We start from the raw sequence: 19,609 nt of genomic DNA, 5'->3' as shown, positions 1-19,609 counted from the left end.
TTGACTTCGGGCCTCGCCCGGGGCCACTCGGAGGCAGCCTTGGCAATGGACTGGCCCCGGACCGACATGATCGATCTCGCCACACGGGTGTACAATCACACCTGGAAGATCGATCCGATCGTCCGGTCGCTGCTCGACACCGACTTCTACAAGCTGCTGATGGCGCAGACGATCCTGCGCCGCCACCGCGACACCCGCGTCACCTTCGGCATCCAGAACCGCTCGCGGAGCGTGCGGCTCGCGGATTTCGTCGATGCGGGCGAGCTGCGCGAGCAGCTCGACCACGCCCGCTCGCTGCGCCTCACCCGCGGCGAGTCCACCTGGCTGCGCGGCAACACCTTCTACGGCACCCGCCAGATGTTCTCGGCCGAGTTCATGGAGTGGCTGGAGGGCTTCCGGCTGCCCGAATACGAGCTGGAGGCGCGCGACGGCCAGTACGTGCTCACCTTCCACGGCCCCTGGCTCGAGACGACCATGTGGGAGGTGCCGGCGCTCGCGATCCTCAACGAGCTGCGCTCGCGCGGCGTGCTGCGCGGCCTCGGCAAGTTCGAGTTGCAGGTGCTCTACGCGCGCGCCATGACGCGGGTCTGGGGGAAGATCGAGCGGCTGAAGCGGCTGCCCGACCTGTCGATCGCGGATTTCGGCACGCGGCGGCGCCACGGCTTCCTCTGGCAGGACTGGTGCGTGGAGGCGATGATCGCGGGCCTCGGCGCCCGCTTCCTCGGCACCTCGAACTGCCTGATCGCCCTGCGCCGCGAGGTTGAGGCGGTCGGCACGAACGCGCACGAGTTGCCCATGGTCTACGCGGCGCTGGCGGAGGACGACGCCGCCCTCGCGCAGGCGCCCTACGAGGTGCTGCGCGACTGGCAGAAGGACTATGCGGGCAACCTCCTCGTCATCCTGCCCGACACCTACGGCACCACCGGGTTCCTCGCGAACGCGCCGGCCTGGATGACCGGGTGGACCGGCATGCGCATCGACTCGAAGGAGCCGGTCGCGGGCGGCGAGGAGGCGCTGGCATGGTGGCGCGCCCGCGGCAGCGACCCCGCGAGCAAGCTCGCGATCTTCTCCGACGGGCTCGACATCGACACGATCGAGCACATCCACGCCCATTTCCACGGGCGCATGCGCATCGGCTTCGGCTGGGGCACCCTGCTCACCAACGACTTCCGCGGCCTCGTTCCGGGCGGTGGCCTCGACCCGATCTCGATCGTCTGCAAGGTGGTCGAGGCGAACGGGCGCCCGGCCGTGAAGATCTCCGACAACCCGACCAAGGCGATCGGCCCCGCCGCCGAGATCGCCCGCTACCAGCGGGTCTTCGGCACGGGCGGGCAGGCGGCGATGCCGGTGGTGGTCTGAGGCCGCTCACGTTCCCGTTACAATCGCCGCGCCGACCAGGGATCGTTTGCCACGCCCCGCCGTTCCTCACGCGGCGATGCCCGCCTGCCGGCGGTGCAGCGCACGCGTCGCGTTCAGTACGGGATCGGCATGGCCACCAACACGAGTCCCGCGACTCCCCTCGCGCCTCCGCGCCCGACCCGCATCACCGCCGCCGAGACGCCGAAGGCCGCGCTGACCTCGCCGATCACGGTCGGGGCCGTCATCATCGCGATCCTGTATTTCGGGCGCGAGATGTTCATCCCGATCGCGATCGCGGTGCTGCTCTCCTTCGTGCTCGGGCCGCTCGTCGACCTGCTTCGGCGGCTCAATCTCGGGCGCATCGTCGCGGTGGGGATCTCGGTCGTGCTGACGCTCGGCATCGTGGCGGCGCTCGCCACCCTGATCGGCGTCCAGGTGGCGGACCTCGCCCGCGACGTGCCCCGCTACCGCGGCACGATCGAGCGCAAGGTCGAGGGCCTGCGCCGGAGCGGGCTCGGGCAGGTCACCGACTACGTCGCCAATATCGGGCGGGCGATCCATCAGGCGGGCAATGGCGGCGAGGCGGCGGACAAGCCGGCGCCGTCCGCCGCCGGCCCCGAGCGCCAGCCCGTCCTCGTCGAGGTGAAGGAGCGCCAGCCCGGTCCCATCGAGACCGCGAGCGCGCTGCTCTCGCCGACCCTGCAGCCGCTCGCCACGACGGGCATCGTCTTCGTGGTCCTGCTCTTCATCCTGATGCAGCGGGAGGACCTGCGCGACCGTATGATCCGGCTCGCTGGATCGAGCGACCTGCACCGGACCACGGTGGCCATGGACGACGCGGCGCGCCGGCTCAGCCGCTACTTCGTGATGCAGCTCGCCCTCAACGCCGCCTTCGGCCTCTTCACCGGGATCGGGCTCTACCTGATCGGCGTGCCGAACCCGGTCCTGTGGGGCATCTTCTCGGCGCTGATGCGCTTCGTACCCTATGCCGGCGCCTTCCTGTCGGCCCTGTTCCCGCTCGCGCTCGCGGCCGCCGTCGACCCGGGCTGGAGCACCGTGATCGCCACCGCGATCCTGTTCCTCGTCCTCGAGCCCCTGACCGGCCAGATCGTCGAGCCGATGCTCTACGGGCACTCGACGGGGCTCTCGCCCTTCGCGGTGCTGGTCTCGGCGCTGTTCTGGACCTGGCTGTGGGGGCCGGTCGGCCTCCTGCTCTCGACCCCGCTCACGGTCTGCCTCGTCGTGCTCGGCCGCCACGTGGACCGGCTCGAGTTCCTCGACGTGCTGTTCGGCGACCGCCCGGCCCTGACGCCGGTCGAGAACTTCTACCAGCGCATCCTGGCCGACGATCCCGAGGAGGTGCAGGAGCATGCCGACCTCATCCTGCAGGAATGCTCGCTCTCGGCCTATTACGACGAGGTCGTGATGAAGGGGCTGGAGCTCGCCGCCCGCGACGCCGCCCGTGGCGTGCTGACGCCGGAGCAGAAGAACGACATCCGGGCGTCGCTGGCGGGGCTGATCGACGAGCTCGCCGAGCGGGCCGACGAGACGCCGGAACCCGGCGCCTCCGCCGCCCGCCGCCTCGTCACCGGCGGGTCGGGCGGCGAGCCCGCCTGCGGGCGCGAGCCGATCGTTCCCGACGCGCCGCCCCCCGAGGCGATGCCCGAGCCCTGGGGCCGCGAGGGCGCGGTGCTCTGCATCGCCGGGCGCGGCTTCGTCGACGGCGCGGCGGCCCGGATCCTGGCGCAGCTCCTGGCCAGGCGCGGCATCGGCACGCGCGTGGTGGCCTTCTCGGAGGTCGCCCGCGCGAACGTCGAGGCCTTCGAGCCGGGCCCGGCCCGGATGGTGTGCATCATCTCGCTCGCCATCAGCGGCGAGCCCACCCATCTGCGCCGCCTCGTCGCGCGCCTCAAGAAGCGCATGCCGCGGCTGCCGATCGCGGTCGGCCTGTGGCGGGCCGACGACGAGATCCTGGGCGACGCCGCCCAGCAGGCGGCGCTGGGCGCGGACACCCACGTCGTCTCCCTGCGGTCCGCCGTGGAGGCGGTGCTTGCCATGGCCCGCGACGACGCGGCCCCGCTCTCGGCCGGCGAGCGGTCGCTCGCCCAACCGGGCTGATGCCGTTCCCGGGAGGGCTTGACGCCGCGCCCGCAACCCCGCTTCGTCAGGTCCCCGTCCGGCCCCGGCGCAAGCGATGAAGGGTATCTGCCGATGAGCGTCGTCGATCTCGCGCGGTTCATGGACGAACTCGCCAGCCAGTCGGGCCAAGCGATCCTGCCCTTCTTCCGCGCGCATTTCGGCCTCGACGACAAGGCGCGGGGTGGGGCGGCCTTCGATCCCGTCACCGAGGCCGACCGGGCGGCCGAGGTGGTCATGCGCAACATGATACGCCAGACCTTCCCGACGCACGGCATCCTGGGGGAGGAGTTCGGCTCGGAGCGGCTCGATGCCGAGTGCGTCTGGGTGCTCGACCCGATCGACGGCACCCGCGCCTTCATCGCGGGCCTGCCCACCTGGGGCACCCTGATCGGGCTGACGCACGGCGGCGCGGCGGTGCGCGGCATGATGCACCAGCCCTTCCTGGGCGAGCGCTTCTTCGGCGACGGGGCGAGCGCCAGGCTCCGCAACGCCCGCGGCGAGCGCACCCTGCGTACCCGCCGCTGCGAGAGCCTCTCGGAGGCGATCCTGGCCACCACCGACCCGCGCCTGTTCGAGGCCGGCGCCGAGATGGAGCGGTTCACCGCGCTGCAGGCGGGCGTGCGGATGGCGCGCTACGGCGCCGATTGCTACGCCTACTGCATGCTCGCCGCCGGGCAGATCGACCTCGTGGTCGAGGCCGGGCTGAAGCCCTACGACATCGTGGCCCTGATCCCGATCGTCGAGGGGGCGGGCGGTCGCGTCACGGCCTGGAATGGCGGCCCGGCGACGGGCGGCGGCCGCATCGTCGCGGCCGGCGACCCGCGCCTGCACGCCGAGGCGCTGCGGATCCTCAATCCCTGAGGGCGCGGGCCTTCCGCGGCGGCGCAGCCGGCACGGTCCCTGCGTTGCGGGCGCCCACCTCGGACGAGCCGATCGGGAGGATCGCCAGATGACCGAACCGGACGCGATGCTGGTGCTCGCGCGGGCCAAGCGCAACTTCGCGATCAAGGGCCACGGCGACCGGGTCTGGGACAGGGCGGAGGCCGAGGACGTCGAGATCCGCGGCACCGCGGTTCTGCCGCTGTCGGAGGAGGAGCGCGCGGAATACCTGGAGCAGGCCCGCCACGAGCTGCGCCGCGAGACATCCCCCTGAACCGGACCGGCCTCCGCCGGACAAGCGCCTTCGGCGCGGGCTTGCCGCTTCACGCGCTGCGCTTTGGCACCCGCGCCGACCCCTGGGCGGCCTCGCGCCCCCCCAAACGGGGTCGATATCGGCGGCGCCGGTGCACGGGGCTAGGCGGGGATGCCCAAGCCCGTGCCCGGTCCGGCCCGTTGATCCGTTCGATCCCTTCGGCTCGACGCTTGCCGTCCTTCCCTCGACCTCATCCTGAGGAGCCGCAGCGGAGCGTCGGCCTCGAAGGAGGCCTCCAGGAAGCGCAGGGGCCGCTGGAGCCCTCCTTCGAGGCCGCTGACGCGGTGTCTCAGGATGAGGTCGCGGGTGGGAGCCCTCACCCACACCGAAGGGATCACGCGGATCCGGTATCACTCCCCGATTGAACCGAACCGCGGCCCGGGCCGTTGCCTGAGACCCGACAAGCTTTGCCGATCGGCCACCCGTGCTCTTCGCCGCGCTCCTTGCCCTGACGACGCTCCTGCCGCGGGTCGATGCCGGCCTGGAGGCCGCGCGCGCGCAGGTCCTCCGTCTCGAAGCGGCGCTCGCCGCGCCGCGCGTGCCGCCCGCGACGCCGCGCTTCGCGCCGGAGGCGCGCGCCGTCACGAATTGGCGGGAAGAGGCGGGGGCTGCCCTGCGGCCGTCCTCGCTCGCGCTGGTGGCGCGGCTCTCGACGACCGATCCCGCCTTCGTGGCCCGCTGCGTCAAGCTCAACAATTACTGGTGCATCAAGCAGGCCCGCTGGCCCGGCGAGATCGGCGGCGACGCGGAGGGACATACGGGCTTCGCCACCGCGGCCGACGGGGCGGACGCGGCCGCAAGCCTGCTGCGGCGCTACTACAGGGAGTACGGCCGGCGCACGGCGCTCGCGATCGTGCGTCGCTGGGCACCGGCCTCCTGCGGCCTGGCCGCCCCCGCCGCGCCGGCGCGCTCGCCGGCGATCCGCGCCCCGGCCGTCTCGGCGGCGCTGGCGCCGCACGGGCTCGGCCGGACCCTGCGGGCCCGCTTCCTCGCCCGTCACGCGCGCGGCGGTGCGCCGCGCCGGCCGGCCGCCATCACGCGCGGTCCGCGGCCGGACCTGCGCGTCCAGCCCTGGTCGCCGCTCGCCCGCATGGCCGGCCATCCCGGCCGGCACGCGGCGCGCGCGAGGCTGCCATCCCTGCGACCCGTGGCCGACATCGCCTCCGGAGTGACGGCGCCCGAGCCTGCGCGGACGCTCCCGGCGCAAGCCGCCGCCCGGCCCCGCGGCGCCGATGATCCCGCCGCCCTCCTCGCGCGCCCCAGCCTGTCGCCCGACCGGCTGGTGGCCGAATCCGCCGCGCTGCCCCCGATCGCGGCCGGCCTGCCGCTCCTCGACCTGCGCCTGCCGCCGCCGCTCTGCGCCGGCGACGAGGTCCGCATCGCCAACTACGCGGGCCGGATCGCGGCGAGCGTCGGCCTCCGGTCCGGCGACGACCTCAGGCTGTTCGACGCGGACGGCCGCCCGCTGCCGAACCTCGCCGCGGTGATGCTCTCCATGTCGGGGGTCGAGCTCGGCACTCTGCGGGCCGGCCCCGACCTCGTCGAGGCGGCGATCCGGCGGCTTGCCGAGGGCCACGCGCGGACGGCGACGACCGCCGAGGCCGCGCCCTGAACCGGCGAACCTTGCAGCCGCCTCTCCCGCGCGCCACCTCAACGCGGCCCCTGTCGTTCCGGCCGAGCCTGCCTTGCCCCCAATGAACAGTTTCGCCGCGCGCGCCGGCCTCGCCGTCCGGGCCTTCGCCGAGGCCTCGAGCGACCTCCTGATCCAGCCGACGCTGCGCCTCGGCGTCACCGGCCTCGCGCGCTCGGGCAAGACGGTCTTCACGACGGCGCTGATCCACCATCTCGTCGAGACCCATGCCCTGCCGGCCTTCGCCCCCGCGCAGGAGGGGCGCCTGCGCCGCGCCCGCCTCGTGCCGCAGCCCGACGACGACGTGCCGCGCTTTCCCTTCGAGGAGCATTTCGCGGCGTTCACCGAGGCGCGGCGCTGGCCGCGCTCCACCGACCGGATCAGCCAGTTCCGGCTCGCGATCGAGTACGAGCGCGCCGCCGGCTGGCGCTCGGGGCCGGCCACGCTGATGCTCGACGTGGTCGATTATCCGGGCGAGTGGCTCCTCGACCTCGCGCTGATCGGGCAGAGCTACAGCGCTTGGTCGCGCACCACGATCGCGGGCACCCGCCGCGCCGGGCGGGCCGCGATGGCCGCGCCCTGGCTCGCGATGCTCGGCACGCTCGACCCGACGGCGCCGCTCGACGAGCCTCTCGCCGAGCGCGCGAGCGACGCCTTCAAGGCTTACCTGGCGGCGCTCCGCTCGGGGCCGGAATCCGTGGCCACCACGCCGCCGGGGCGCTTCCTGATGCCCGGCGACCTCGCCGGCTCGCCGGCGCTCACCTTCGCGCCCCTCGACGGCCTGCCGGAGACGCCCGCGCCCGGAAGCCTCGCGGGGCTGATGGAGCGCCGCTTCGAGGCCTACAAGGCCAAGGTGGTCGAGCCCTTCTTCCGCGACCATTTCCAGCGGGTCGACCGGCAGATCGTGCTCGTCGACGTGCTGGCGGCGGTCGATGCCGGCCCGGCGGCCCTGGCGGAACTCGAGGAAGCGCTCGATTCCGTGCTGCTCAGCCTGAATATCGGGCGCAACACCCTCCTGTCGCGCCTGTTCGCGCCGCGGGCCGACCGCATCCTGTTCGCGGCCACCAAGGCCGATCACCTGCACCAGACGAGCCACGACCGGCTCGAGGCGCTGCTGCGCCTCCTGGTGTCGCGGGCGATGCGTCGGACCGAGGCCGCCGGCGCGCGGGTCGGCACCGTGGCGCTGGCCTCCGTGCGGGCGACCCGCGAGACCACCGTGCACGAGCGCGAGGCGAGCTACCGGGCCGTCACGGGCACTCCGGAGGCCGGGGAGGTCGTCGGCGACGAGGTCTTCGACGGGACGAGCGAGGCCGCCGTCTTTCCGGGCGAGCTGCCGTCCCGCCCGGAAGCGGTGCTGGAGGGCGCGGTCGAGCCCGGCTCTCTGCGCTTCCCGCGCTTCCGGCCGCCGCTCGTCCGGCCCGACGCCCTCGGCCGGCCCGGTCACCTGCCGCAGATCCGGCTCGACCGGGCGATGCAGTTCCTGGTCGGGGACCGGCTCGCGTGAGGAAGGCACTCGCGAGCGGCGGCCCGGCCGGGCCGCGCAGAGATCCCGCGCCGAGCCGCCTCTCCCGAGCGGGCGGGCGGACCCGCGCCAGGATCGATCATCCCCTTGCCATGAGGACATGCGCATGAGTTCCTCGCAGCGCCCGCGCGCCTTCCGCATCCCGCCGTCGGAACCCGTCGCGCCGAACGAGGGCGTGGCGGCGTCCCCCGACCCGGGCGGAGTGCGGATCGTCGAGGAGCCGTTCGAGATCGTCGAGGCGGCCGACGGAACGCCGGTGCCAGTGGCGGGGCGCCGCCGCGCGCCCTGGGCCTCCCTGCTCCTCGCGGCGCTCGGCGGTCTCGTCAGCCTCGGGGTCGGGCTCTCGGTCGAGCGGCTGATCGCGGACCTGTTCCAGGCCGCGCCCGCGCTCGGCTGGGTGGCCTTGGCGCTCCTGGTGCTGGCCGGCATCGCCTTCCTGGCGATCGTGGCGCGGGAGCTCGGCGGCCTCTGGCGCGAGCGCCGGATCGAGCGGCTGCGCGAGGCCGCGATCGCCGCGATCGCGACCCGCGACCACACGGGGGCGCAGGGCGTCGTGCGCGACCTCGCGGCCTTCTACGCCGACCGCGCAGCCCTGGCGGAGGGCCGAAAGCGCCTCGACGCGCTCGGCGACGCGATCCTCGACGTCGAGGACCGCATCGGGCTCGCCGAGCACGAGCTGCTCGCCCCTCTCGACCGGCAGGCGCGCAACGCCATCGCGACGGCGGCCAAGCAGGTCTCGGCGGTCACGGCGCTGAGCCCGCGCGCGATCGTCGACGTCGCCTTCGTAGTGTTCTCGGCGGTGCGGCTCCTGCGCCGGATCGCGCAGATCTACGGCGGGCGGCCCGGGTTCCTCGGCTTCCTGCGGCTCGCGCGCGCGGCCTTCGCCCATCTCACGGTGACGGGCGGCATGGCGGTCGGCGAGAGCATGATGCAGCAGGTGCTCGGCCTCGGCATCGCCGCCCGCGTTTCGGCGAAGCTCGGCGAGGGCGTGCTCAACGGCCTGATGACGGCCCGCTTCGGCCTCGCCGCGCTCGCCGTGTGCCGGCCGCTGCCCTTCACCCGCGAGGCGCCGCCGCGCCTCGCCGACGTCGCCGGGGAGTTGCTGCGCCCGGCCGAGGCCGAGGGGGGATGACGGCGCCCGGGCCTACTCGCCCGACGCGGCCTTGCGGCCTGGCGCCGGCGCCGCGCTGCGGCGGTTGGCGATGCGGCTGAACATGTTGCCGGTATACTCGGCGGGCTTCGGCTTGTCGGCCTCGCTGAGCTGCGCCTCGAACACCTCGATCCGCTTGAGGAGCGCCGCATCGTTGAAGATCGAGCTGTTGAACGACGTGCTGGCGCGGGGACCGAGAGCCGCCTGCACCGCCTCGAGTCTGGTCAGAAGCTCTTTTCTCGTCACGAACCGTCTCCCTGGGGCGCTGCCGCCCTGATCCGGGTCCATCCAGCGCCTTCAGGGTAAACGGAGGGTTAACGGCGCGGCCCTGCTTCCCCTCGCGGGGACGGGCAGGCAGCGCCTCTCACAGGTTCTTCAGGAAGCCCGCGAGGCGCATCAGGCCCTCCGGCCAGGGTCCGTGCCCGCTCGCGACGTTGATGTGGCCGGCTTCGCCCGCATCGACGAGGAGCGAGCCCCAGGCATGGGCGAAGTCGTCGGCCCGCTCATACGAGCAGTACGGGTCGGTGCGGCTCGCCACGAGGAGCGAGGGGAAGGGCAGGGGCTCGCGCGGCAGCGGCGCGAAGGCACGCACGCTGTCGGGCAGGTTCGGAGCCTCCTCGACGTCCGGCAAGGCGACCAGGAGCGCGCCGCGCACGATGCCGTCCGGCAGGGACGGCACGGCGCGCACGCTCGCCACCACGCCGAGGCTGTGCGCGATCAGGATGACGGGGCGGGTCGCGGCGCGGACCGCCCCGGCGATGCGCCCGCTCCAGGCCACCGGCTCGGGCTCGTGCCAATCGTCCTGCTCGACGATCCGCGCGGTGGCGAGGCGGCTCGCCCAGCGGGCCTGCCAGTGCTCCTCCTCGGACCCGGCGAGCCCCGGCACGATCAGGATGTCGCAATCGGCTGTCTTCATGGGACCTGCGTTAACGGCTCGGGCGAGGGCCGTCGAGACGGCGGGGGGCTTACTCGGCGGCGAGCTGCGGCGCGAGCCGTCCCGCCCCGATCTGTGCGGCGAGGCCCACCGAAGCGAGGTTCTTCGCCTTCGCCTCGATCTCGAAATCCGCCCAGGCGAGGTGGCGGCCCACGAGCGCGTTGAGGGCGCGGTTCCACATCAGGTCGGAATGGGCCGCGAGGTCGCGCCAGGAATGGCCGGCCGCGCGCAAAGCCGCGAAGTCCGGCAGCGCGTCCGGGTCGTGGTCGGGCAGGAGCGCCTCGCGCGAGACGCTGACATGGGCGACCGGGCGCACGCCGCGCCAGGAGGCGCGGATGCGCGCGATGCGGGGATCGTCCGGCTCGATGTAGGCGCCGCCGCTCTCGACCCAGTGGTGGTGGATGTCGAGGACGACGGGCACGAGGTCGGCGAGTTGCAGCACGGCGTCGAGGCCGAAGGCGTTCTCGTCGTTCTCCACCGTCACGAGGTCGCGCGCGACCCGGCACACGCGCGGCAGGGTCTCGCGCCAGCCCGCCACGCCGGGGTCGCGGGCACCCACGTGGATGTTGATGTGCGCGCCCTGCGGGTGCCAGCCGGTGCCGTAGCCCATCAGGTCCATGATCTCGGCGTGGTAATCGAGCTCCTCGATCCCGTTCCGGAGAGCCGCCGGGTTCCGGGAGGCGAGGATGCAGAAGGGGCCGGGATGCAGGCTCAGCCGCACCCCGAGCGCGCGCGCCCGCGCGCCGGTCTCGGCCAGGCCGGCCTCGACCGCCCGGCGCAGGTCGGGCTGCGCGTAGAAGGGCTTGATCGACGGGTGCGTGAATCCCGGCAGGATCGAGCTCGCCATGCGCAGGAGCCGCTCCAGCGGCGGGCGGGCGCCGACCCACTCGACCTGGCGCCGGAGCGCCACGAGATTGTGGGTCACCGTCTCGGCGAGCTTCGCCTGCGCCGCGGCCGGCGCGAGGCGCTGCAGATACGCCATGGTCACGCTCGTGACGTTCATGGCGAGCGCCGCCTCACGGGCGGCCTTCAGGGTCTTGTGGGTGCCGGGCGGCTCATCCGGGATGAACTTGCAGCAGAATCCGAGGCGGGGCGCTGCGTCGACGGGTGCGGCATCGGTCATGGAGCAACAACGTCGAAGCGGCGCATTCGGCCCAGACGCGCGGGGCGATTGCCGATCCGCGCGCATGGAAAAGGGGCGGCGCCTGCGCGCCGCCCCTGCCGCGAGGGCGTGCCGCCCGCTCAGAGCCGATGCGCGGTGCGGTCGCTGCCCTGGTAGCCGCCGGCCGGCCCCTCGCCCGGTCCGCGGGTGCCGGGGCGCTGGGCGGCGTTGAGGTTGTCGGGGTCGAGGGCGTTCTCGACGAATTCGCGGCCCCGGTGGGTGAACTCGCGGGCGTAGCGCATGCCCTGGTCGCGCAGCTCGTCCGCGTAGGGGCCGAGATTCGCGTCCTCGTGGCGGGTGCGGGGCAGGAGCGCCCCGAGGAGCAGGCCCGCCGCCACGCCGACCACGCCGACGAGGAGCGGGTTCTCGGCCACGAACTGCTCCACCGCCGTGCGGCCCTGATGCAGCTGCTCGCGGCCTCGGCTCGCCACGTCCTCGGCCCGGCGGCGCTGGCTGCGATGCATATCGGAGACCCACTCGCGGGCATCGTCGTAGACGCCGGAGGCGCGCTCGCGCATGTCCTGGGCGGTGTCCCTGAGGCGGTCCTGCACCGCGCCGGCGGCGTTCGCGGCCTGGTCCCGGGCACGCGCGGCGTAGCCGGCCGCCTCGTCCTTGGCCTGCGAGGCGGCGTCCTGGACACGTCGCGAGGCGTCGCCGACGCTCGATCCGTGGGTCTGGGGCCTGAGGTGCGTGTCGGGGCTGGCGGCCCCGAGCGGATCGCGGGTGCCGGCCGGATCCGGGCGCGCGCTGAAATCCTGGGGCTTGGCGTGCGGATCGAGGTTGCCGGGCGGCGGCCGGTCGGCGCTGCCGGTCACGGCGTGGAGCGAGCGCTCTGCCGACCCGTTCGGCATGCCGGCCGAGGCCGCGATGTCGTTCGGGAGCGTGCGGCCGGGCTCATGCGGCTTCGAAGGTTCACTCATGGGCGACTCCTGTATCGGTCGTGGCGACCCGTGCGGGCCTCGATCGTCTCGTCGCGGGGGCCGCGGCCGGCGCCCCGCGGGGCTTCCTCAGGCCTGCATCTCCTCCGCGAGGTCGCGCGCCGGGTGGCGGGTTGGCTGATCCGGGTCGTAGACCCGGGCCGCACCCGTGTTCAGCACGGGCACGCGCTCGGCGGCGCGCTGCATCCGCCGCCGGCGGTTCTCGCGGGCGGCGTCGTTCGACATCCGGTGCAGGAGCCAGCCGATGCCGGCCGCGATGATCATCACCGGGACCGGGTTGCGGCGGACCGCCTCGAGCGCGCCGTCGTAGACGCCGTTCAGCGGCGTGCGGCGCGCCGTACCCAGCATCTCGTCGACGATGCTCGACACCGAGAGCCGGTCCTGGATCTGGTCGATCGTCTGGTCGAGGCGGGCGCGGCTCGCCTCGATGTCCTTTTCCATCTCGTTGAGCGACGTCATCAGGAGACCCTCTCGGACAGGGCGCGGGCGTCCTGGCGGACCTGGCGCGTGGTGCGGGTCGGCGCCAGCGTCTGAAGCGACATGGCGCTGCGGCCCCAGAGCGCCATGCCGACCGCCAGCACGAGCAGCACGCCGCCGACGATGAGCGCCGAGAGCCATTCCGAGCCGACGATGGTGGCGAGCCATTTCACGAGGGCGTCCACGAGGACGAGAAGCGCCACGACCGCGAAGACCGCGGCGCCGACGAAGCAGGCGAGCCCGATGAAGAGCGAGCGCACGTTGCTCGCCATCTCGGTTCGGAACAGCGCGATCTCCTTGCGGGCGAGCTCGTTCGTCTCGCGGAGCGCATCGCCGATCAGGCTCTGGATAGTGCCGGGATTCCCGTTGGGCGGCGTGTGCGGAAGCGGACCGTTCGACATCGGAGGCGCCCTCACATGCGGCGGCTGTCGAAGGGATCGCGGTCCTGCGGCAGGCTTGACGACTTGATGAACCGGGCCGCGATGAACCCCGCCACGAAGGTGCCGACCGCCACCGCCACGGGCGCCCGGCGGGCGAAGGCCTCGGCATCCTCGTAGAAATCCGTGAAGGTGCGCGCCTCGATCGAGGAGCCGAGCTGCTCCAATCCATCCGCCGCGCTGTCGAAGAAGGCCTTGATGTTCGGGCGGTCGTCGAAGGTCCGGCTCGAATCGCGCAGGGTCTTGGCGAGGTCGTTGACCGACTGCGCGGCGTCGCCCTTGCGGCGCTCCACGTAATCCTGGGCCTGGGCGCGGGCGGCGTCCATCAGACCGCGGCCGCGCTCGACCGCGACATCGGCGATGTCCTCGACGTCTCCCTTCAGGTCACGCCAATCGGCCGGCTCGTTCGCGCCCGCCGTGCCGGCGGCGTGCCCCGCTGTACCATGACCCGGCGTTCCATGACCCGGCGCTCCGTGGCCCGGGGTCTGGTTGGGGAACTCGCTGGCGGCCATGAGCATACTCCTTGCGACCGCGTGAAAAACGCGATCGTGATGGGCTTGATGTCGGCTGAGTAACCGTCCCGGTCGCCGCCGGTTCCGCCGGGGCACCCGCGCCGCGCCGGCCTGTGCAAAACGGAGGTTTCGGACCCGAACCGGGCGCCGCGTCAGTTCCCGTTCAGGTGACGCACCGCAGCATGGGCCAAGGTTGAGCGGGTGGGGCGCCGGACGGCGCATCCGGACGGAACGGTGCGGTCGCGACGAAACGCCGGGCTCGGGAAAAGGAACGGAGCCGGGCTTTCTTCGCAGCGCCATGATATCAGCATCTTGACCCGGGAGGCGTGATCGCGCTTGGCTAGGGTCAACGGATCGCGCTCGGCTTCCGCGCGTTCACCCGAGGAAACGTTTGGTCGAGCGCGGGATCCCTTGCGCTCGCGCTCTGAGGACCGGAGCCGGCTTCGTGGCACGCCTAGTCATCGTATCGAACCGCGTTGCAGTACCGGAGGAGGGCAGCAAGGCGGTCGCGGCCGGCGGGCTGGCGGTCGCCGTCAAGGAAGCCTTCACCGCCTACGAGGGTTTGTGGTTCGGCTGGAGCGGGAACGTGGTCGAGGAGCCGTCGGACGAGCCGACGCTGATCGATCGGGGCCGGGTCCAGTACGCGGTCGTCGACCTCTCGCCGCAGGACCACCGGGAATACTACGCGGGCTTCGCCAACCGCGCGCTGTGGCCGATCATGCATTACCGGCTCGGGCTCGGCGCCTTCTCGCGCTCGGACTACGCGGGCTATTGCCGGGTGAACCGGATCTTCGCCCGCCAGCTCGCCAGGCTGATCGAGCCCGACGACATCATCTGGGTGCACGATTACCACCTGCTGCCGCTCGCGTCCGAACTGCGCGGCCTCGGCATCGCGAACCCGATCGGCTACTTCCACCACATTCCCTGGCCGGCGGCCGATGTCTTCAACACGCTTCCGGCCAGCGGCGACCTCCTGCGCGCCATCGCCGATTACGACCTGATCGGCCTGCAGACCGATCCGGACGTGCAGAACCTGCACCGCAACCTCTGCGATACGCTGCGCGCGATCCCGCTCGGCGGCGGCTCGCTGATGGTCGACGGGCGCCGCACCCGCATCCGCTCCTTCCCGATCGGCATCGACGTCGCGGGCTTCCGGGAAGCGGCCGACAAGGCGGCCTCGAACAAGACCGTGCGCGACACGATCGCGGGCCTGCGCACCCGCAAGCTCCTGATCGGCGTGGACCGGCTCGACTACTCGAAGGGCGTGCCCGAGCGCATGGAGGCGGTCGACCGCTTCTTCGCCTCGAACCCCGACCAGCGCGGCAACGTGGTCTACATCCAGATCACCCCGAAATCCCGCAGCGAGGTGCCGGAATACGAGCAGCTCTCGCGCGAGGTGAACGAGACGGTCGGCGAGATCAACGGCTCCCTCGGCGAGCCGGCCTGGACCCCGATCCAGTACGTCACGCGGGCCTATCCGCGCGCGGTCCTGGCCGGGCTCTATCGCGCGGCGCGGGTCGGCCTCGTCACGCCGATGCGCGACGGCATGAACCTCGTCGCCAAGGAGTACATCGTCGCCCAGAGCGAGGAGGATCCCGGCGTGCTGGTGCTGTCCAAGTTCGCGGGCGCGGCACGGCAATTGCCGGAGGCGCTCCAGGTGAACCCCTACGACCGCTTCGAGGTCGCGGAGGCGATCCGCACGGCGCTCTACATGCCGCGCAGCGAGCGCCTGGAGCGCTGGAAGCCCATGGTCGAGCGCATGACCCGCGAGGACGTCGATTGGTGGGCGCGCAACTTCCTGTCGGAGTTGGAGAACTTCCGCACCGTGGAACGCGAGCCGCCGACGGCCGCCGCCGCCGCGGAATAGCGCCCGGCCGTCCCGCCCCCCGCCCGGGATCCCCCGCATGATCGGCGTCGACGACGGCGTGTCGGCACCGCTCGGCGCGCATTTCGACGGCCGCGGCGTCAATTTCGCGCTGTTCTCCGAGCACGCGACCGCCGTCGATCTCTGCTTGTTCGACCCGCACGAGCGCCACGAGACCCGCACCGTCCGGCTGCCCTGCCGCACCGACGACGTCTGGCACGGGTATCTGCGCGGCGTGCTGCCCGGTCAGCGCTACGGCTACCGGGTGCACGGGCCCTGGGACCCGGCCCGCGGCCACCGTTTCAACGCCGCGAAGCTCGTCCTCGACCCTTACGCGCGCGAGATCTCGGGCCGCATCCACTGGCACGATTCCCTCTACGGCCACCGGCGCGGCCTGCAGCGTCCCGATCAGATCGACCGGCGCGACAGCGCCCTCCACATGCCGAAGGGCGTGGTGACGGCTCCCGAGGTGCCGGACCTCGCACTGCAGCCCATCCGCCGCCCGCTCTCCGAGACGGTGATCTACGAGGCTCATGTCAAGGCGCTGACGATGACCCACCCGGACGTGCCCGAGGCCGAGCGCGGCACCTACGCGGCGCTCGCCCACCCGTCCATCATCGAACACCTGTGGAAACTCGGCGTCACCGCCCTCGAGCTGCTGCCGATCCAGGCCTTCGCCGACGACCGCTTCCTCGTCGAGCGCGGCCTCGTCAATTTCTGGGGCTACTCGCCGCTCAACTACTTCGCGCCCGATCCCCGCTATCTCGGCGAGGCCGGAATCGGCGGCCTCAAGGCCGCGATCCGCGAGCTGAGCGCGGCCGGGATCGAGACCATCCTGGACGTCGTCTACAACCACACGGCGGAGGCCGACCATACCGGCCCGACCCTGTCCTTCAGGGGGATCGACAACGCGAGCTACTACAAGCTCAATCCCGACGATCCCCGCAGCGAGATCGACTGCACGGGCTGCGGCAACACCTTCGACGCAGCCCATCCCCGCGTCATGCAGCTCGTGCTCGACTCGCTCCGCCACTGGGTCACCGCCTACGGGGTGGCGGGCTTCCGCTTCGACCTCGCCTCGTCGCTCGGCCGCGCGCCCCACGATTTCTCGCCCCGCGCCGCCTTCTTCCAGGCGGTGGCGCAGGACCCGGTGCTCGCCCGCGTGAAGCTCATCGCCGAGCCCTGGGACATCGGCATGGGGGGCTATCAGCTCGGCGGCTACCCGCGCGGCTGGAGCGAGTGGAACGACCAGTTCCGGGACACCGTGCGGGGATTCTGGCGGGGCGATCGGGGCCAGCTCGCGAAGCTGACACAGGGGCTCTCGGGCTCGCGCGAGATCTTCGCGCCCTCGGGCCGCTCGCCGCTCGCCAGCATCAACTTCGTGGCGAGCCACGACGGCTACACGCTGGCCGACGTGGTCGCCTACGAGGAGAAGCACAACGCGGCGAACGGCGAGGAGAACCGCGACGGCCACGGGCACAACGTCTCCCGCAACTACGGGGTCGAGGGCGAGACGGACGATCCCGGCATCCTGAGCCTGCGTGCGCGACAGGTGCGCAACATGCTGGCGACGGTCTTCCTCGCTCAGGGCGTGCCGATGCTGCTGATGGGCGACGAGCGCGGCCGCACCCAGGGCGGCAACAACAACGCCTATTGCCAGGACAACGCCACGAGCTGGATGGACTGGGCCTCTAACCCCGATCCGGACCTCACCGCGTTCGTGGCAGGCCTGACGCGGCTGCGCCGGGAGCAGCCGGCCCTGCGGCGGCGCGACTTCCTCGACGGCGCCCGCATCGACCCAGACGAGAGCCTGCGCGACGTGCACTGGCTCTCGCCTTGCGGCGCGGAGATGGATTCCGAGGCCTGGGCGGATGCGGACAGGCAGGCCTTCGGCATGCAGATCGGCAACGAGGGGCCGGGAGGCGATCGCCTCCTCGTGCTCGTCAACGCGGCGGAGGCGCCCTGCGATTTCCACCTGAGCCCGGTCGTCGGCGGCCCGTGGCGGCCCGTCTTCGACACGGCCCAGTCGACGGGAGAGGTTCCGCCCGGCCTGCCGGCCTACCGCGCGGGTGCGCGGATCGCCCTGCCGGCGCGCTCGGTGCTCGTCCTCACCGCCGCGAATGGCGGGATGGCGGGCTTCGGGGGCGGAATCTGAAACGGCGGATGCCGGGCGCGGTGACGATCCGGCAGCCAACTGATGATCGGCCGTCGCTCCTCGCGGTCGTGATCCTGCCGGGTTGAGGCGGGCGCCGAAGCCGGCTGCCGTTCCCGCCGCCCGGCCCGCCTCCCGCCGGGCATTTCGCGCCCGCGGGCGCAGGGCGATTTCGGTGCGCGCCGGCAGCGTGACCGGTTGCCGTCGCGGCACGGCGCCATAGTTCCCGGGCGGGGAACCAGACCGATCCGGGCGGCCTTCTCAGGATGGCGGAGCCCGACACGCCAGCACATGTGCGACGGACGAGGACGGTGGCCTGATGCGGCGCGCCCATACGATGGCCTTTGGCAGCGAGATCGTCGACGGAGGCGTGCGCTTCGCACTCTGGGCGCCGACCGCCCGCGACGTCGTCCTCGTGGTCGACGGTGTCGACCACGCCGCTCCGGAGGCCGGGGAGGGCTGGCGCAAGGCAACCGTTCCCGGCGCGAAGGCGGCCTCCCGCTACGGCTTCCGCATCGACGGCGACCTCGTCGTGCCGGACCCCGCCTCCCGCTTCCAGCCGGACGACGTCTCGGGACTGAGCGAGGTGATCGATCCGAGGGCCTATGCCTGGAGCGACGAGGGCTGGCGGGGCCGCCCGTTCGAGGAGGCTGTGATCTACGAGGTGCATGTCGGCACCGCGACGCCCGAGGGCACCTATGCGGGCCTGGAGAGGCGGCTGGAGGATCTGCGCGACCTCGGCGTGACGGCGATCGAGCTCCTGCCGATCGCCGACTTCAAGGGCGGCCGCAACTGGGGCTACGACGGCGTGCTGCCCTACGCGCCGGATGCCGCCTATGGCCGGCCCGAGGACCTGAAGCGCCTCATCGACCGGGCGCATTCGCTCGGCCTGATGGTGTTCCTCGACGCCGTCTACAACCATTTCGGCCCGGCCGGGAACTATCTCCACGCCTACGCCGGGACCTTCTTCACCGAGCGCCACCAGACGCCCTGGGGTGCGGGCATCAACTTCGACGGGCGCGAGAGCGGCCACGTCGTGCGCCAGTATTTCCTTCAGAACGCCCTCTACTGGCTGGAGGAGTATCATTTCGACGGCCTGCGCTTCGATGCCGTGCACGCGATCCTCGACGATTCGGAACGCCATTTCCTCGCCGAGCTGGGCGAGACCGTGCGGGAGCGCCTGCCGGGCCGGCGCATCCATCTCATCCTGGAGAACGAGGCGAACCAGGCCCGATGGCTGGAGCGCGACGGGACCGGGACGCCCCGCCAGCACAGCGCGCAATGGGCCGACGACCTGCATCATTGCTGGCACGTGCTGCTGACGGGCGAGGATGCGGGCTACTACGAGAGCTTTGCCGACCGCCCCGTCGAACACCTCGCCCGCTGCCTGTCGGAGGGCTTCGCCTACCAGGGCGAGCCCTTCAGGACGCTCGACAACCATCCCCGCGGCGAGCCCTCCGCGCACCTGCCGCCCGCGGCCTTCGTCACCTTCCTGCAGAACCACGACCAGGTCGGAAACCGGGCGCTCGGCGAGCGCTTGAGTCACATCGCCGACCCGGACAGGCTCGCGCTCGCCCGTGCCGGGCTCCTCCTGGCGCCGCAAATCCCGATGCTCTGGATGGGCGAGGAATGGTCGGCCTCGACGCCGTTCCTGTTCTTCGTCGACTTCGCGCCGGACGAGGATCTGAACAGGGCGGTTCGCGAGGGGCGGCGGCGCGAGTTCAAGAGCTTCGCGGCCTTCGCCGACGACACCTCGGTGATCCCGGACCCGACCGAGGCGAGGACGTTCCGCGACTCGAAGCTCGACTGGTCGGAGCGCGAGCGCTCGCCGCACCGGGAGGTCCTGGCGGATACGCGGAGCCTCCTGGCGCTGCGCCGCGACGTCGTCGTGCCGCTGACGAAGTCCCGATACCTCGGCGCGACGGCGACCCTGCCGAGGCCGGACGTCGTCGACTGCACCTGGCGCTTCGAGGGCGGGAGCTACCGCTTCGTCGCCAATGTCGGCCCGGACCCGTTCTCGGCCGATCCGATGGGCGGGCGGGCGTTCTGGACGAACGCGCCGGATGGGAGCGGGCGCCTGCCGGGATGGACGGGACTGTTCCTCGCGGGAGGCCGGGCGTGAAACCGTCCGCTGCCTGCGA

Annotated in this window: 17 protein-coding genes; 10 read left to right on the top strand and 7 right to left on the bottom strand. The window is 72.5% G+C overall.

The genetic code is table 11. The features are described from left to right. The first annotated feature begins 66 nt into the window (after nucleotides 1-66). The 7 genes from WDW90_RS04730 (at nucleotide 67) to WDW90_RS04700 (ending at nucleotide 8,974) form a co-directional block, all read left to right on the top strand. Entirely contained in the window at nucleotides 67-1,359 is a 1,293-nt protein-coding gene (locus tag WDW90_RS04730) for a nicotinate phosphoribosyltransferase (protein WP_336486180.1), read from the top strand. 129 nt (nucleotides 1,360-1,488) lie between these two features. Then, nucleotides 1,489-3,477 carry an AI-2E family transporter gene (locus WDW90_RS04725; protein WP_336486135.1) on the top strand — a complete coding sequence of 663 codons (1,989 nt, stop codon included), beginning with the start codon at nucleotides 1,489-1,491 and terminating at the stop codon, nucleotides 3,475-3,477. Nucleotides 3,478-3,570: 93 nt separating this feature from the next. Then, on the top strand, nucleotides 3,571-4,359 hold the full coding sequence (gene hisN, locus WDW90_RS04720) for a histidinol-phosphatase (RefSeq protein ID WP_336486134.1): 789 nt from the start codon (nucleotides 3,571-3,573) through the stop codon (nucleotides 4,357-4,359). An 88-nt stretch (nucleotides 4,360-4,447) separates the two neighbouring features. After that, a complete protein-coding gene (locus WDW90_RS04715) occupies nucleotides 4,448-4,651 on the top strand; it encodes a hypothetical protein (protein ID WP_336486133.1) in 204 nt (67 codons plus the stop codon). Between the two features lie 463 nt (nucleotides 4,652-5,114). After that, nucleotides 5,115-6,302, top strand: a complete 1,188-nt coding sequence (locus tag WDW90_RS04710; RefSeq protein WP_336486132.1) for a hypothetical protein — start codon at nucleotides 5,115-5,117, stop codon at nucleotides 6,300-6,302. Nucleotides 6,303-6,384: 82 nt separating this feature from the next. Further along, a complete protein-coding gene (locus WDW90_RS04705) occupies nucleotides 6,385-7,824 on the top strand; it encodes a YcjX family GTP-binding protein (protein WP_431310976.1) in 1,440 nt (479 codons plus the stop codon). Nucleotides 7,825-7,948: 124 nt separating this feature from the next. Further along, nucleotides 7,949-8,974 carry a YcjF family protein gene (locus WDW90_RS04700; RefSeq protein ID WP_336486130.1) on the top strand — a complete coding sequence of 342 codons (1,026 nt, stop codon included), beginning with the start codon at nucleotides 7,949-7,951 and terminating at the stop codon, nucleotides 8,972-8,974. Nucleotides 8,975-8,986: 12 nt separating this feature from the next. On the opposite strand, the gene WDW90_RS04695 is transcribed toward WDW90_RS04700, so the two are convergent. The 7 genes from WDW90_RS04695 to WDW90_RS04665 form a co-directional block, all read right to left on the bottom strand. Next, the gene (locus tag WDW90_RS04695) at nucleotides 8,987-9,238 is read right to left on the bottom strand and encodes a hypothetical protein (RefSeq protein ID WP_336486129.1); all 252 of its coding nucleotides are present in this window, start codon (nucleotides 9,236-9,238) and stop codon (nucleotides 8,987-8,989) included. Between the two features lie 118 nt (nucleotides 9,239-9,356). After that, entirely contained in the window at nucleotides 9,357-9,908 is a 552-nt protein-coding gene (locus WDW90_RS04690; RefSeq protein ID WP_336486128.1) for an RBBP9/YdeN family alpha/beta hydrolase, read from the bottom strand. Between the two features lie 49 nt (nucleotides 9,909-9,957). Continuing rightward, nucleotides 9,958-11,049, bottom strand: a complete 1,092-nt coding sequence (locus WDW90_RS04685) for a UV damage endonuclease UvsE (protein ID WP_336486127.1) — start codon at nucleotides 11,047-11,049, stop codon at nucleotides 9,958-9,960. A 119-nt stretch (nucleotides 11,050-11,168) separates the two neighbouring features. Continuing rightward, nucleotides 11,169-12,008 carry a hypothetical protein gene (locus tag WDW90_RS04680; RefSeq protein WP_336486126.1) on the bottom strand — a complete coding sequence of 280 codons (840 nt, stop codon included), beginning with the start codon at nucleotides 12,006-12,008 and terminating at the stop codon, nucleotides 11,169-11,171. An 87-nt stretch (nucleotides 12,009-12,095) separates the two neighbouring features. Next, on the bottom strand, nucleotides 12,096-12,488 hold the full coding sequence (locus WDW90_RS04675) for a DUF3618 domain-containing protein (RefSeq protein ID WP_336486179.1): 393 nt from the start codon (nucleotides 12,486-12,488) through the stop codon (nucleotides 12,096-12,098). Further along, nucleotides 12,485-12,904 carry a phage holin family protein gene (locus WDW90_RS04670; RefSeq protein ID WP_336486125.1) on the bottom strand — a complete coding sequence of 140 codons (420 nt, stop codon included), beginning with the start codon at nucleotides 12,902-12,904 and terminating at the stop codon, nucleotides 12,485-12,487. Before WDW90_RS04670 ends, WDW90_RS04675 begins: the two co-directional genes overlap by 4 nt. A gap of 11 nt (nucleotides 12,905-12,915) precedes the next feature. Beyond that, a complete protein-coding gene (locus WDW90_RS04665; protein WP_336486124.1) occupies nucleotides 12,916-13,452 on the bottom strand; it encodes a hypothetical protein in 537 nt (178 codons plus the stop codon). A 445-nt stretch (nucleotides 13,453-13,897) separates the two neighbouring features. Here WDW90_RS04665 and WDW90_RS04660 point away from each other — a divergent pair, with 445 nt between their 5' ends. From WDW90_RS04660 to treZ, 3 genes are all read left to right on the top strand, one after another. Then, a complete protein-coding gene (locus WDW90_RS04660; protein ID WP_336486122.1) occupies nucleotides 13,898-15,319 on the top strand; it encodes an alpha,alpha-trehalose-phosphate synthase (UDP-forming) in 1,422 nt (473 codons plus the stop codon). A 37-nt stretch (nucleotides 15,320-15,356) separates the two neighbouring features. Next, nucleotides 15,357-17,471, top strand: coding sequence for a glycogen debranching protein GlgX (gene glgX / locus WDW90_RS04655; protein ID WP_336486121.1), 2,115 nt, complete (start codon nucleotides 15,357-15,359; stop codon nucleotides 17,469-17,471). 316 nt (nucleotides 17,472-17,787) lie between these two features. Next, the gene (gene treZ, locus WDW90_RS04650; protein ID WP_336486120.1) at nucleotides 17,788-19,590 is read left to right on the top strand and encodes a malto-oligosyltrehalose trehalohydrolase; all 1,803 of its coding nucleotides are present in this window, start codon (nucleotides 17,788-17,790) and stop codon (nucleotides 19,588-19,590) included. The last annotated feature ends 19 nt before the right edge of the window (nucleotides 19,591-19,609 follow it).

Source organism: Methylobacterium nigriterrae, from assembly GCF_037106235.1.
GTDB lineage: Bacteria > Pseudomonadota > Alphaproteobacteria > Rhizobiales > Beijerinckiaceae > Methylobacterium > Methylobacterium nigriterrae.
Note: the sequence above shows the minus strand (reverse complement) of the source record. Positions and strands in the feature narration are given on the sequence as shown.